15 protein-coding genes and 1 tRNA gene are annotated in these 14,296 nt (G+C 63.5%); 4 read left to right on the plus strand and 12 right to left on the minus strand.

Features of this window, described 5'->3' with window-relative positions; genetic code table 11:
• From B4N44_RS00075 to B4N44_RS00120, 10 genes are all read right to left on the minus strand, one after another.
• On the minus strand, positions 1-185 hold a 185-nt coding region (locus B4N44_RS00075; RefSeq protein ID WP_296695402.1), incomplete at its 3' end, for a hypothetical protein.
• Positions 182-922, minus strand: a complete 741-nt coding sequence (locus tag B4N44_RS00080) for a hypothetical protein (protein ID WP_296695405.1) — start codon at positions 920-922, stop codon at positions 182-184. The genes B4N44_RS00075 and B4N44_RS00080, both read right to left, overlap by 4 nt.
• Positions 922-2,883 carry a hypothetical protein gene (locus B4N44_RS00085; protein WP_296695407.1) on the minus strand — a complete coding sequence of 654 codons (1,962 nt, stop codon included), beginning with the start codon at positions 2,881-2,883 and terminating at the stop codon, positions 922-924. The genes B4N44_RS00080 and B4N44_RS00085 overlap by 1 nt, the downstream gene beginning before the upstream one ends.
• Positions 2,880-3,767 carry a hypothetical protein gene (locus B4N44_RS00090; RefSeq protein ID WP_296695410.1) on the minus strand — a complete coding sequence of 296 codons (888 nt, stop codon included), beginning with the start codon at positions 3,765-3,767 and terminating at the stop codon, positions 2,880-2,882. Before B4N44_RS00090 ends, B4N44_RS00085 begins: the two co-directional genes overlap by 4 nt.
• Entirely contained in the window at positions 3,764-3,958 is a 195-nt protein-coding gene (locus tag B4N44_RS00095; RefSeq protein ID WP_296695413.1) for a hypothetical protein, read from the minus strand. The genes B4N44_RS00090 and B4N44_RS00095 overlap by 4 nt, the downstream gene beginning before the upstream one ends.
• Positions 3,959-4,064: 106 nt before the next feature.
• A complete protein-coding gene (locus B4N44_RS00100; protein WP_296695415.1) occupies positions 4,065-4,325 on the minus strand; it encodes a hypothetical protein in 261 nt (86 codons plus the stop codon).
• A 13-nt stretch (positions 4,326-4,338) separates the two neighbouring features.
• Positions 4,339-4,614, minus strand: a complete 276-nt coding sequence (locus B4N44_RS00105) for a hypothetical protein (protein ID WP_296695417.1) — start codon at positions 4,612-4,614, stop codon at positions 4,339-4,341.
• Positions 4,615-4,705: 91 nt separating this feature from the next.
• Positions 4,706-5,290, minus strand: coding sequence for a hypothetical protein (locus B4N44_RS00110; protein WP_296695420.1), 585 nt, complete (start codon positions 5,288-5,290; stop codon positions 4,706-4,708).
• Positions 5,287-6,411 (minus strand): tyrosine-type recombinase/integrase, encoded by a 1,125-nt coding sequence (locus tag B4N44_RS00115; RefSeq protein WP_296695423.1) that lies wholly within the window; start codon positions 6,409-6,411, stop codon positions 5,287-5,289. The genes B4N44_RS00110 and B4N44_RS00115 overlap by 4 nt, the downstream gene beginning before the upstream one ends.
• 319 nt (positions 6,412-6,730) lie before the next feature.
• Positions 6,731-6,818 (minus strand) — tRNA-Ser (locus B4N44_RS00120).
• A gap of 207 nt (positions 6,819-7,025) precedes the next feature.
• Between B4N44_RS00120 and B4N44_RS00125 the strand changes: the two genes are divergently transcribed.
• Both B4N44_RS00125 and B4N44_RS00130 read left to right on the plus strand, forming a co-directional pair.
• Complete coding sequence (locus B4N44_RS00125; RefSeq protein WP_296695426.1) at positions 7,026-7,694, plus strand: Bax inhibitor-1/YccA family protein; 669 nt, start codon at positions 7,026-7,028, stop codon at positions 7,692-7,694.
• A 98-nt stretch (positions 7,695-7,792) separates the two neighbouring features.
• Entirely contained in the window at positions 7,793-7,978 is a 186-nt protein-coding gene (locus B4N44_RS00130; RefSeq protein WP_296695429.1) for a hypothetical protein, read from the plus strand.
• A gap of 354 nt (positions 7,979-8,332) precedes the next feature.
• Here the strand turns inward: B4N44_RS00130 and B4N44_RS00135 are convergent, their stop codons facing one another.
• Positions 8,333-8,701, minus strand: coding sequence for a DUF4870 family protein (locus B4N44_RS00135; protein WP_296695431.1), 369 nt, complete (start codon positions 8,699-8,701; stop codon positions 8,333-8,335).
• A gap of 6 nt (positions 8,702-8,707) precedes the next feature.
• A complete protein-coding gene (locus B4N44_RS00140; RefSeq protein ID WP_296695434.1) occupies positions 8,708-9,043 on the minus strand; it encodes a hypothetical protein in 336 nt (111 codons plus the stop codon).
• Positions 9,044-9,270: 227 nt separating this feature from the next.
• On the opposite strand from B4N44_RS00140, the gene B4N44_RS00145 reads away from it, so the two are divergent.
• Positions 9,271-10,566, plus strand: coding sequence for a dicarboxylate/amino acid:cation symporter (locus tag B4N44_RS00145; protein ID WP_296695436.1), 1,296 nt, complete (start codon positions 9,271-9,273; stop codon positions 10,564-10,566).
• Between the two features lie 172 nt (positions 10,567-10,738).
• Positions 10,739-14,281: a sulfite exporter TauE/SafE family protein gene (locus tag B4N44_RS00150; protein WP_296695437.1), complete on the plus strand. Its 3,543-nt coding sequence runs from the start codon at positions 10,739-10,741 to the stop codon at positions 14,279-14,281.
• Positions 14,282-14,296: the final 15 nt, after the last annotated feature.

A 14,296-nucleotide genomic window follows, 5' to 3' on the forward strand; every position in this document is an offset into this window, starting at 1 on the left:
CGACAAGTCGGACAGGCTCCTAGCTCGATTCCCCGCTGTGCGAGATGCAGCAGCAGCGACGGGGCGGTCATCTTGTCGGCTGCGTCGCGAATGGCGACAGCCTCTTTAAGTATCGGACGGACATCCTCGCAAATGGCCTTGACACGGGCTTGTTCGGCTGGCGTGAGTGGGTTCGGGTCGGTCATGGTGTCGGTCTCGCGGTATGGGTTGCGGCTTCGGGTACGGAGGCGACCGGATCGAACTCCCTGCATCGAACATCGGCATCCGGCCAAGGCCAGCAGGCGCCGGCCTTGCGGCTCGCCGGGGCGTCCGTGAGGCATCGCCCGAGCCCGCCTGTCGGATTGGTCGGGTTCGGGGACCATTGCCCGCAGCGCGCACACACGGCGCCCGTAGCAGGTGCAGCAACCGTAGCCGTAGCAATCGCCTCGGGCTCCGGGTCGAAGGTCGCCAGTCCGAGCCGCACGGCTTCGGCATACATCTGCCGCCGTCGCTCAGGATCTCTGGCGAGCCCGTCAATCCACTCTTGGCCGATCGCGGTATCGGTCTCGCCCCAGTGACGCAGCAGGGCAAAGGCGAGGGCCATGTCGTCGGGATGCAGCGCCGGACCGGGAGGTAGCTCAGGCTCGGGCTCGACCTGAGCGCCGGGGTAGTCGGCGGCGATCTCGGCCAAGGTTGCCGGTGGGGTGCGCGACAGACTGAAGACCTCGCCCGTCGGTGTGGTGACGAGCCAGCGGTGATGGTGCGCTGGGCCGCTGGCGGCTCCGGTCAGCAGCGCCAACAGCTCGGGCTTATAGGCTCGGATCTGGGCCCGTAGAGCATCGGTAATCTGCTCGATCGGCGAGACGAACAGCGTCCCGTCGTGCTCTTCCACGCTGAGACCGAAGGAGACCATTTCGCGGTAGAGGGATTCGGCGGCGCCCATCAGAACGACTCCGAGCCGGTAGAATATTTCTCTCCGTGAGAGTAGCTGTCAGAACGACGTTCACGACGTTCACAATGTTCACGCTTCCGAATCGTCACCATGACGCCCGCCCTCCCGGCCTTACCGATCTCGACCTTGATGCCGATTTGCGCGAGTGCCGGCAGTTGACGACGCAGCACGTCGCCGAGCCCGCGCGGCGACCGAGGCCATGCCTCCGCGTTGTCTCGCTCCAGATCGAGTCTTGCCTTCAGCGCCCCCATCGTGCCGTCGAAAACCGGGTCGGTCGGGTGCGTATGCGCATCGGCCATTGCTCTAATCGCGACCGCAACGGGCGAAGATTCCAGACTGCGAGCGACCGAATCGGTACGATTCTCGGAGTAGATCCGCATGAAATCGCCTGGCTCTTTTCCCAACGAGATCATCATCGCTTCACCGAGGACCGCGAAGTCCGCCATACGCGGCGGCGACTCGATACTGACCTCCGGGATCTTGGCGAGGGTCTTCACGAACAGGTCCAACAGGCCGCCGACGATTGACGGTGCGTCGCGCTCGAACGCGGCATTTAGGTCGGTTTCTGATCGGTAGGTGCCGATCGCCGGTAGCTCGATATGGATCACGCGATCGGTCAAATCCTGCGCCGTGGCCAACGGGACAATCCCGTTCAGGATCACGGGCCGCTTAGCTTCGATCAGGGTTTCGTCGCTGTTGGTGTAGAGCGTGCGGCCAGCGAATCCGCCTCCCGTGGCAAGGTTGCAGATCGCATCCTGCACCTGCGAGCTAAGTCGAGACAGGTTGTTGTAACTGGCGATCCAGTTGCAGCCAGCCGAGACGAACAGATCCTCGACCGACTTGGGTGCCGCGCGAAGATCCACGGCATTCGGGTCGATGCAGCGTCGGAGCTTTGCATGGGTGTTGCTCTTGGCGGATCCTTGCGAGCCGACCAATTCCAGGACCGGGAAAGGCGTTTCCGGCCGGAGTGATTCCAGCAGCCACGCCAGGACCAGCTCTCGCGACGACTCCGGGACATTCAGGTGTGCCCATAGCTTGTCGAGCTTTCCGCCCGGTATCGGCATCGGCAGCGGTCGCGTCGTCGATGACCGCCAGAAATAGACGGGCGGATGCTCCACGACACGCCAGCCGCGCGCGTCGATCTCCACTGCGCACCAGTCGTTGGCGCCGAGATCCAGGTAATAGCAGCCCTTGTGCTCGGCGGCGCGCAACCATGTCTTTCGCTCTTCGCCGTCGTTCTTGGCGATGCCGGACAACACCGAGCGCGCGGTTCGGATTGCCGTCTCGCTGGCGGCGCGACCGGGACGGGTGTCGGACTCGGTGTTGCGGTAGTAGGCGTATCCAAGCCACTCGGAGAAAGCCGTGGTGTCGAGCTTGAAGACCTTGCGCGGCGACTCCTTGAGCGCAACGAAACAGGCACCGTCTTCGGCATGGAACAGCTCCGCGCGCCCCTGCACCAGCGCAACGAGATCGTCTGCGACCGACGAATCATCGAACCCCTCTCCGTCCGGGACGGTGCCCTTGTCGATCTCCGACAGCAGGACTCCGCTCGGCTTCGCCTTCTTGAGCGCAACGCGGATCCTGACCCACTCGGATTGGTCGCGCTCCCTTACCAGCTTCACGGCGGCGACGAAATCCGCCGACGCAAGCACTCCGGGATCGTCCACGCACCTCTTGAGCGCGTCGTTCACGGCTGCGATCGCTTCGGCTAGTTCATCGTCCGGGATCGCGTCGTCAAGATTCTCCGGTACTTCTTCGTCCAGCTCCTCCGTGTGAACATCGTGAACGTTGTGAACGTCGTTTGGAGAGTTACTCTCCGGGAGTATTTTTTTCCCGCCCGTCTCGGCGCCGTTCGCGGCATCAAAAATTTTGCCAAGAAGGTTGGCGGTTTGAGCGTCTTCGACGTTCACGGGCCGCGCGTTGCGGAGCTGCTCCGCAAGATTCGATTTCATGGCTGCACCTCCCGTTGAAGGCGCACCAGATCGTTGAAATCCGAATCCTTCGGTCCCGCAGGCAGTCCCGTAAAATCGGGAACAACCCAACGGCCGCCGAGGATCTTCGCGGCCTCGATCGCCTTCGCTCGACCGACCGGATCGGCATCGCCGCAGACAATCCAGTCCTTTACGCCGGGGAATTCCCGCGGTAGGCGCTTCGCCAGCCTGACGAGATTATCCGCGCAGAACGCACAAATCACCGGATCGCCGGCCTCGACGTGCAGTGTCATGGCCGTTGCGAATCCTTCGGCCAACAGGCAACGCGACTGATTGATGCCGTGAAACCGGATCGGGTGATAGGTGTCTGCGAATCGGGCGCCCGTCAGGACGCTCTTATCGCCATCGGCGGCGATGGTCTGCGCGTTCACGAGGTTGCCGTCGAGCGCGTAGACCGGGACCACGAGGAATTTCCCCGAGACGCGGGTGTTCCCGGCCTGGATCCCTTTGCGCGCGAGATACGGGTGGTGTCCGGGCCGGGCCTTGGACCAGATCAGGCAGGCACGCCGACGCGCGGCCTCTTGGTCTTGGGTGAGCTGCACCGTTCGCTCGGCTTCCTTAACCTTGCGCTCGGTCCGCAGGGACCACCGATCGGCCGCGGTAAGCTCGCCATAGCGGTAAGACCTCCATGTGAAAGTCGCCTTGTAGACGCCTCCGTTCTCCCGAGCGTCGCCGGCCGAAACGGTCAGCCAGGGCCGGCCATCGGAGAAGGTGCCGACGTTGGCGATGTACCAGTAGTAATCTTGGTGAGGCTGGCGACGGAATCGGCTGTCTGCGACGACTTCGGTGAAGGGGAACCCGGCCGATTGCAGCGCGGCGAGTGCGGTCTGGATGTGCGCGCTCATACCGCACCTCCGAGAACCGGACCCACGCCGGAACACCATGAGGCAATCGCGACACCGACGAAGCAGGCAGCGCCGAGACGGATGCCGACCTCGATGCTATACTTCGTCTCGCCAATCGGTTGTTTGTCTTGTTGTTTTACGCCCCCGCCGCTCGTCACGGTCGGGGGTTTTTCGTTTTCGGGCAGTGCCATCGGTAGATCCTCGGGGATGTCGATGCCGAAAGCACTCTTGCGCTGAGGGCGGTGGGTTGGTTCATGGGTTGCGGGTCCGGTCAGGCTGGCGGGTGTCGGCGGCGGGTCATTCCTGCCCCTCCCCGACCGCACTCACCACGCGCAGATAGAGCGATTTGCCCGCGGCCTCGATCAAGGCCAGAACCGCATCGAGGCGGTTCGCGTCCCACGTTTCCGGCCATTCGTCGGTGTCGGATACGCTTTGTTCGGTGAGCACGTCGCGTAACAGGCTGGCAGCGCTGTAGATTGCTGCGGTCGTGTCGCGCAGCTCTTGACGGTGGGCGAGGATCACTCCGCCGACGCGGCGCTCGTCTTGGTATGGGTTCATGGTCGGCACCTCCCTATGCCGCGGCCAGCGTCTCGGAGGACGCGGCCAGCCATGCGACGAAGCGCGGGCGAACGACGAACAGCATCGCCTTCTTCGCGCTCGGGTTGACCTTCCGCTCAACCACGGCGCCGGACGACAGCAAGCCATTCTGTCGGCGATAGCGCATCCACCATTGCAGTTGGGCGCGCGTTGCGAGCTTGCGCTTTTCGCACTCGCGGCAGAATTCGGCGAAGGGGGTAATGTCGGACAGGTCCAGCGTTGCGCCGGCCTGCGGGGTTGTCGCGGTCATGCTTGCATCCTCACGTTGTTTCGTGAGGCGCAGCATCGCGCGGAGTTATAGCGCTGTAACGGACTGAAATCGGCGATTTCAGTCCGTGTAATTAACCGAGAAAGATGGGTCCGTCGAATCCGGGGAGCTCAACCTTCCTGCGATTGAAGATCTTCAGAATGTAGCTGTCGTCAAACTCGGCGCCGAACATCGGGGAATCGAAATCGCCTTTGAGTTGCGCGATCTCTTCACAGACTTGGTCGCAGGCTTTACCGAGCCGCAGGCCATCTAAATGGATAAGGGCAAGAACGCGGTTGTGGATGATCCGCTCGAACTCCTTCATGGCCATCGGGTCTTTCATCGGGTCTTTCGATTGCCCGCGACCGCGCGCTACTCGAAAAGATCGCCGGGCGTCGTCGCCTTGCGCGACCTTTCTCAACGCCTCGATCATGTACGCCCGCAGCAATTCCGGTAGCGGTTCGCCGACTTCGATGTAGTCGGCCGCGGCATCGCAGACCGCGCGCGATGCATCAACGGACCCGGCCTTTGCGTTGATGATTAGGCTGGCAACACGCGCCTCGCGAAGCAGCGCACGCGACCGCTCGGATCGGCGGCGATTGTCGTTCTCCACCAGCGCGGCGACCTCCGCAAACAGGTGCGCGCTCTCATCGTCCCAACCTCGGCGATGGGCGCTCATACCTGGGTGCCTCCCGTGATCCCTCCGAGTGCCGACTCCATCAGGTCGCGTGAATCCTCCGCGACCAGGTGAACATAGCGGGCGGTCAATCCGGGGCCGGATCGGTGCCCGAGAATGGCGGCGATCTGGAAGGCGGACGCGCCGGCTTTGGCGAGGTAGGAGCCGCACGAGTGGCGAAGGTCGTGGATGCGAAGGTTCTCGACCCCCGCGGCAGCCTTGGCGCTGGCCCATGCGTCATCGACAGGTTGTGCGCTCAATTCCCGCTCGGCCGGCTGCATCTTCTCTTGCTTGCGGGTGCTCCAGGCGAAGACGCGCGGGTCATCCAGGCGCCGAACCTTGGCGCGCTCCGCCAGCAGCGTGCGGACCTCCCCGAGCAAGGGAACACGCCGATCGTCTCCGTTCTTGGTTGCGCGCAGCAGGATCGACCCGCCCTTAAGGTCCGCGTCCCTCCATTCGAGCTTCAGCAGCTCCCCGCGGCGTGCCCCGGTGGCCAGGGCCAGCCGGACGAACAGCCCGAGATCCGGCCAGGTAGCGGACCGATCGCACGCATCGAGCAGCCGCTCACGCTCGCCGTCTTCCAGGCAGCGCCCGAAGCGGGAGTTGTTCTCCTTGCGCTGGCGGATCCCCGCGGCAGGGTTGATCTTGATGCCGTACCAACCCGCGTCGATCGCGGCCTTGTAGAGCGTCCCGACAGCCGTCTTGTAGCGGTTCAGGGTAGCGGGCGAGAGCTTGCGCTCGGTCTCCGTGACCTTGTGCCCCCCTTGCTTGGCGGTGCCCTCGGCGAGCCGAGCAAGACCGTCGCGTAGGGTGTCGTCGGTGAAGTCGGATAGCGAGCGGTCGCCGTACTCATCCTTCCACCAAGCCATGCGCGCGGGCAGACTGTCGTCCTTGCCTTGGTAGACGCTCATGTAGCGGTCCACCAGATCCGCGAAGGTGTGGCGTCGCAGCTCGCCGCCGAGCACCTTGGACCAAAGATCGAAATCAGCCTCTACCTTCGCGGCGAACGCTGACGCCTCGCGTTTGGTGCGGAAGTATTCGGGTGGGAGGGTTTGACCCTTTCGGGTGATACGGACCTGCCAGGGTTTGTTTCTGCCGTCCGTCAGCTTGCGGATAGATGCCACGGTCTGAACTCCCGGAGTCCGACCGCGCTACACTCGTATGCAGCCATAGCCGAACCTCCTAACCAGGTTGGTGGTGGTCAGAAGCCCCCGGCGTTGCGAGCGTCGCGGGGCTTCGTTTTTTCCGGTGGAAGCTTCGAAATTTCCGGTGGGTCGGGGTCGCCCTCCGGGTTCGAAATCGTCTCGTCGCGCCTTGTCGAGACGACACCACACGGCACCATTATAGACCAGGTTTAGAAGCTGTTGGCTCAGATTTGGCTCAGATCCGAGCCGTGAATGCGGTAGGGGTGGAAGGAGAACAACGCCAATAGCTTGATTTACTTGGCGGAGAGGGTGGGATTCGAACCCACGGACCCGCGAGGGTCAACGGTTTTCAAGACCGCCGCTTTCGACCGCTCAGCCACCTCTCCGGATCGATCGCCCGGCGCAATCCCCCGGAACTGCAGGGCATGAGTCACCAAGCGACAGCGGGGGTAAGGATAGCGCATGTCCGCCGCGGACCCAACCGCCTTGACGCTTGCGCGAGCGACTCCATCAGGTATCCTTCAGGAACTCGGATCTTCCCGCCGAGTCAGACTCGGCAGCTTGAACCTCTCGTAACCGGAGCGACCACATCAATGGCCAACACTGATTTTTCCATCCCCCGCAGCGCACAGTCGGTCATCTCGACCAACAAGGTGCTCAAGAACACCTACTTGCTGCTCGCCGCGACGCTCGGCTTCAGCGCCTTCACGGCGATGGTGTCGATCGCACTCGCCGTGCCGAGCTGGATGTACCTGGTCTCGGTAATCGTCGCGATGCTGATGGGCATCTTCGTGCTTCCGCGCACGGCCGACTCTTCCAAGGGTATCGGTGTCATCTTCCTGATCACCGGCCTGCTCGGGTTCGGCCTAGGCTCGATCCTGTCCATGTATCTCGCCCTTCCGAACGGTCCGCAGACCGTCGGCTTGGCGTTCGGCGGCACCGCGGCGATCTTCCTCGGATTGTCGGGCTACGCCCTAACCAGCAAGCGTGACTTCAGCTTCATGGGCGGATTCATCTTCGCCGGCATGATGGTCGTCATCCTGGCTGTCGTGGCAAACCTGTTCCTGCAGATGCCGGCACTCTCGCTGGCGATCTCCTCGGCCATCATCCTGCTGATGAGCGGCTTCATCCTGTTCGATACCAGCCGGATCGCGCGGGGCGAGGAGACCAACTACATCATGGCGACCTACGGGATCTATCTCGCCATCTTCAACATCTTCATCAGTCTGCTGCAGATCCTCGGGATCATGGGCGACGACTGATCGACGCGCCCCTTCTCGGGCATGAAACCCCGGCCCCGTGCCGGGGTTTTTGTTTCGGCGCTACACGCCAACCCAAGCGACGACCGGAGACTCAACCCATGGAACTCGCACTGAAGATCGCCGCCGCCGCGGTACTCGTCTTGATGCTGTTCTATCTTTGGCCAGCCTACAAACACTGGCAGGAGAACGGCCCGAAGGCCGAAAAGGGGGATTGGCAGGCGGCACTCCTGCCGCTCGGTGCGGTCGTCGCGCTGGTTGTCCTGCTGATCATGGCGGTGCGCTGAAACAACTCGGCGGGCTTCGCTCATACGTCGGGCACGCCAGGATCGGTCGGGTGGACAAGCGCAGCGCAGTCCACCGGCGCCGGCGCTGTTCGGTGGACTTCGCTCGCACGCGCCCACCCTGCCGGCCTGCCCGCGTTTGGCTCGACCTGACTCGGCCATGTCACACCTGTGTCGAGCGATCCACGCCGCAAGGACCGTCGAGCCGAGCTGTGCGAGGCACAACCAAACCTCGGCGGTCTACGCCCGGCGGTCTCTCGATTGTCGAAACATCTGAATCGCGTCCGCTCCGACCCCGATTGAACCACGCCGAGCCGGCAATATGCGACGAGGGCGCAAGGTCACCCGAGAGGCGGTTCAGTCGGCATACATCGGCCGCTCTTCCGCAAGATTCAGCCACCCCTTGACCACCCGATAGAGGGTCCAGAAGTACACCACGCCCCAGATCAGAAAGCCGATCAAAAACACGCTGGTGACCAGACCGACGAGGCCCCACAAGACTTGGAACCAAAAGGTTCTGATCTGCCAAATAAAATGGGATTCGAGCCAGGTTCCCCGCACCTCGGCCAGACGCAGATAGTTGACGACGACGCCGATGACAGAGGTCACGCCCAAGATGAACGACAGGGCCTGCAGAAGATAGACGAAACCGGTCGTGGCCCTGAGTGGATCGGTCGTTTCCGGCTCCGCCGAAACCGGTTGGATCTTGCGTGTCGATTCATCCATCACGGCTCACCAAGGGCGATACTCAAGTCCGGGAATGGCTTCGCGATCGAAGACCGACGGCAGCTCCCGGATGAGTTGCTGCACCTCTTCGAAATCCATGTGCCGGCCGTAGGATGCCTTGGCCGCGTCGATCGGAAGCTCCACCCAGTAACGGATGGAGCCGGGCTCGCGAAGGATCTGCAGGGTGTTCTCGGCGTGATCGATGATCCCGAGATAATCGTCCTCATGCTGCAGACGAGGCAGCAGTTGCTCGCGGATCTCTCGGCTGCTGACCTCCAGCGCACTCGCAGACGAGACCGACTCCCCCGAACGCTCGAACAAGTAGTAGACGCGATAGTGCATGGCTGACGATGTTCGCTCTATGTGTGCTGTGACGGTCTGGTCTCGGCACGGCGTACGGCATAAGATGCGCCCGTATCCGCGGTTTTCCGAACCCCCTTCGAGCACGCCGAGCCGGCTCGACATTCGGCGAATTGGGATCGCCGAGCTCTTCCACGCGGATGCGAGATCCCGCAATCAGGTGCGCGACGACCCGTGCCGGACAACCTCAGAGCCATTCGGAGACGTCGATGTCGGTTCTCAAAATGAAGCTCCACTGGCAGATCCTGATCGCCCTTGTGCTGGCGATCGTCATCGGGCTGCTGATCGAGCGCGACACCGGTCTCTTCGGGGTCACTCTGTACGGGATCTTCGACTTTCTGGGCGAGCTTTTCCTCAACGCCCTAAAGATGTTGATTGTACCCCTGATCGTGTCTTCGATCATCGTCGGGGTCGCCGGAATCGGCGACTCGAGCAATCTCGGACGTCTCGGGGGCAAGACCATCGGGTATTACGCGATGACGAGCCTGCTCGCCATCATCGTCGGGCTGCTCGTCGTGAACCTGATTCAGCCGGGTGTGGTCGAGGGAACGGCCGAGGAGGTATTCGGGCTGTCGGCCACCAAGAGCGATCTGGAGGACCAATTCGCCGACAAGGGCGCCGCCGACATCGTCGAGATCTTTCTGCGCATGGTGCCGACGAACATCGTCGCCGCAGCCGCAGCGGGGCAGATGCTCGGGCTGATCTTCTTCAGCCTGCTTTACGGCTTCTTCATCACGCGCCTCAGCGGCAAACTTGCGCAAACACAGCTCGACTTCTGGAACGGCGTCTTCGAGGTGATGATGAAGATCACCGAACTGGTGATGCGCTTCGCGCCCATCGGGGTCTTCGCACTCGTCGCCAAGACGGTCACGGACACCGGATTGGAGGCGTTCGGACCGCTTGCGCTTTTCTTCTTCAGCGTCACGATCGCGCTCGGCATCCATTTTTTCGTGACCCTGCCTCTGCTGCTCATGTTCATCGGCGGGGTGAAGCCAAGCCGTCACTATCGCGCCATGGGTGCGGCGCTGCTCACGGCCTTCTCGACCGCATCCTCCTCGGCCACGCTCCCGCTCACCATGGAATGTGTCGAGAAGAACGCCGGGGTCTCCAACCGGACTTCGAGCTTCGTGCTGCCCTTGGGTGCGACAGTGAACATGGACGGGACCGCGCTCTATGAATGCGTCGCCGTCATGTTCATCGCCCAGGCATACGGGATCGAGTTGGGATTCGCGACCCAGATCCTGATCGTGATCCTCGCGCTCCTGACCTCGATCGGCGTGGCCGGCATCCCGGCCGCCAGCCTCGTCGCCATCGCCATCATCCTGACCGCCGTCGGCCTGCCCCTGGAAGGGATCGGCCTGATCCTGGCGGTCGATCGACTTCTCGACATGATGCGCACCTCGGTCAACGTCTTCAGCGATTCCTGCGGCGCCGTCATCATCGCCAAGAGCGAAGGAGAAACCGGCATCCTGGAGAGCGATGGACCGATCCCGGCCAGGGCCTAATCGGCCGTGCAGCGCCGAGCCGCGAAGACGCAATCGCGGCTCGGGGGCGAAGCCCGATCGGTTTCCTTATCAAGACCAATGGAATTACGATAGGGTGCGGGGTTCGCCCCGGGCCAACGACGCGCCGCCCCCCAGACCATGCCGACCCCTTCGCCCCAGCATCGCGAGCCCCGTGTCTGACCTCACTCCCTCCGCCAGCGCCGAGACCACCGCGAAGCTCTTCCGCGGGCGCGTCCTCAAACCGGCCGAAGGCGTCTTCCTGTTCCATCCAAGGGCCATCGAGCGCCTGATCATCGACCATCTGGCGACAGAGGCGCGCGACATCTCGATCCCGGAGCTCGCCTATTACCTGATGCCCTCCACGGCCTTTCTCACCGGCCTGGAGTCGGAGAATCCGGAGGCACTCGCCGTCATCGAGGGGCTCAATCTGCCCGACTACGTGATCCTTTTGCCGATCCCGCCCGAGCAACGACTCGACCGTGTCGGCTTCACGAGACTGCTGCGCGACTACTGGGCTCGGCGTTTCGAGGCCGAGGTCGCGCGCGCCTGGCAGATCGCGCGCGACGACAATCTCGATGGGGATCCGTTCGGCCCGATCGGACTGACCCGCCGGATCGGCCCGCTCGCTTTGGCCGAGGTGCGCGACATCATGACGCGCGACGGGGTCGTCCCCGCGGGCATCGGCGACGCCTTCATTTGTCGCAGCTTCGTCGCCCTGATCGCCCGATTGCGCTATTTTTCGCCGGGCGCACGCGGTTTCTTCTTTCCGACAATCCGGAACTGGGACGCGCTCGATCTGTGGCTCATCGAGAGCGGACTCGATCTGCCCGGATCGCTGCAGGGCGGGCGGCTGCCGCGCCTGCTGGAGCATACCCGCCCGGATCACCGCTGCGGCGTGCCCGAGTATCTGCCCCTTCTCCCGTCCGGCCTGCCCTACGGGGAATCGGATCCGGATTTCGCGCGCGCGATCGCCGCCCGGCAGAACCACGAAACGCCGCTCGTCCCGGACGAGCCCGCATCTCAGGACGTCGCGGATACGGCGATCTCGTCCCCTGTCGACGAGATCGAGGCACGCTGTCTCGCGGTGCTGCGCGAAGCCTCGCAATTGGCCCGACGGGACTGGAAAACGCGTCTCCGGGACATCGCGATCACCCCGGTCGCGCCACTGCTGGATGCACTGCTCGCCATCCCGGGGCGTCTGAGTCGCAAACGCTCCGAGGCGGGACCCCGCGGGATCTGGCTGGATCTGCATCTGGCCCTGTTCGCCGATGCCGTGCGTAAGGCGCAGCGCGCCGAGCTCGACGACCATTATGCCGCCGCACTCGTCAACCTGGCCTTGGCCCGGCGACGCTTCATCGCCATGGGCGAGCCCTGTCTGGATGCGCGCGACGCGGTCCGCGCGATCCTCGCGCAACGTGCTGTTGCGGCGCAGAGCACCTTGGCGGATCTGATCGCCGCGAACTCGAAGCTGAGCCCGGACACGGCACGCGAGCTGTCTGCTCTGACTGCGCTCTTGGGCGAGGAGGTCATGCGCGCCGGCTCGGCTCGCTCGGCGTATCTGATCCTGCGCGACCTGGAACGAGTTCTGCTCGAGAGCCGCACCACCTACTACCGACTGCGTCCCTTTCACTGGGCAGCGAGCGGCGGAAAGGAGCGCCTGAGACAGATCCTGCCCTTTCAGGCCCGACTCAAGGCGCTGCGAGCACTGGCGGTCGCATCGAGCCGGCTCGAGCAGATCGAGTGGCCTACCCGCGAGGTCGAGCGGTTCTCGGTCCCCCTGAAGCGCCTCTCCGAGCAGCTGTCCACGCGACTCGCCGGCCAGATCAGACCCCACCTTCGCGCTTCTCTCGAAGAGGCCGGCTTCAACCCGACCAACCATCGCGAGCGGGTCGCGGCCCACAAGATGCGCGAGGAGCTGCTCGACGTCATCCAGCACCGTCGGCATCTGAAGTTCACGGACGTCCGCGATATCGTCGCACGCAACATCCTGCGCTTGCCCGACCCGACCCTGGAGGAGATTCGCCACGGCGACCGCTTGGCGCATTTCGATCGGATCGCCGCCCGGAACCTGCCCGGCGTTTACAAACCGGGCGAATTCTATGTCAAGGGCTTGCAGCAGCTCGGCGCGCCTCTGTTCGGCACGCCGCGAGGGCGGTTGATCCTGCGCCATCTCATCCTGCCGACCGGCTTGGCCTATCTGGGACTCAAGACGCTCGACATCCTGGCCGGCCTGATCGCGCCCGAGGGAAGCGCCATTGATTTAGCGCCCCTCTGGCTGGTGCTGCTGCTCGCCCTGCTGATCAATGCGTTCGCCTACACCCGCGTCGGCCGGGCGATCGCCAAATCGATCTGGCGCGTCATCGCTTGGACAGTTCGTTTACTGCTTTTCGACGGGATGCGCAGACTGCTGCGTTGGGCGCCGGTCGCGCGACTCTTGTCGACGAGCCTGATCCGCGGTCTGGATCGCAATCTGGTGCAGCCGCTGTTCATCGGACTGCTGATCGTGCTCCCCTTCGTGGGACTCGGCCTGCTGATCGACGGGGTCGAGATTGACTACGGCCTGTCCTTGCTGATCCCGGCTTTTGCGATCGGCACGCTGGCGCGCAACACGCCTGCGGGTCGACGCATGCTCGACAATGCCGCCAGTGCTGCATGGCAGATGCTGCGTCGACTGAACCAGACCCTGGTGATCGGACTGGTTCGCGAGCTGCTGCATTTCTTCAAGGAGGTGACACGCCGCTTCGAGCAGGGGCTGCATCGGATCGAGGAGTTACTGAGCCATCAGCTCGGAGAGTCACGGCTCGCACTTGTCGTGAAGGCATTGTTTGCGCCTGTCTGGAATTTCACCGAGTCCGTCATCCAGTTTTACGTGACCGTGCTGGTGGAGCCGCAGGTCAATCCGATCAAGCATTTCCCCTTGGTTACCATCGCGCACAAGCTGATGTTGCCCTTCCTGCCGGCACTCACCGGGCTGTTGGTTGCACTCACCGAGCCCTTCCTGCCGAAGCTGATCGCCTACCCCTTCGTCACCGTCACCATCCTCCTGTTGCCGGGCTTGGCCGGCTTCCTGGTCTGGGAGCTCAAGGAGAATCGGCGCATCTACGCGGCCAATCACGCGGGCGCAAACCCGGTCGGAGATGACACCGCCCGGATCGAGGCGGTGCGCCGATCCGATCTGTCGAGCACACCGATCGAGCCGGCCGTGATCGGCAGCCACGGCGAGACCATGCGCGGGATGCTCCGCCGTGGTTTTCACAGCGGAACACTGCCGAAGGCGTTCGATCGGCTCAGGCGCGTGCTGCGCGAAGAGATCCGCGACGAGGTCCCCTACCCCCATCGCCTGCGAGAGGCGCAACGTCGCCTCGCCGAGGTCGAACGCGCGCTCTGTGTCTTCTGCGATCGTGAGTTGGGCTATGCCCTGCGTCGCCGTTGCGCCGAGCCGAACTGCGGCTTGGTCAGTGTCGAGACCGGACGGCCGCGTCTGTCGAGCAACGCCTTCGATCTGACCCTCGAGCTGTACGCCGCGGATACCGCGGATAATCGTCCGATCGAGCTGCGGCTCTGTATCTATCTGGAGGAGCCCGATCTCTTTCTGAAGGTCGAGGTGAGCGGGCCGAAAGAGGAGCTCGGCGCACCCTGTTGGGCGCTGGTTCGATCCGATCTCGAGGTATTCAGCGGTCGTGCGGGGATCAGGCAGGCGCCGTCGGCGGTTTAGGTCTTCCTGCCTCCT

The sequence above is a fragment of the Thiocapsa sp. UBA6158 genome (assembly GCF_002423035.1).
Lineage (GTDB): Bacteria > Pseudomonadota > Gammaproteobacteria > Chromatiales > Chromatiaceae > Thiocapsa.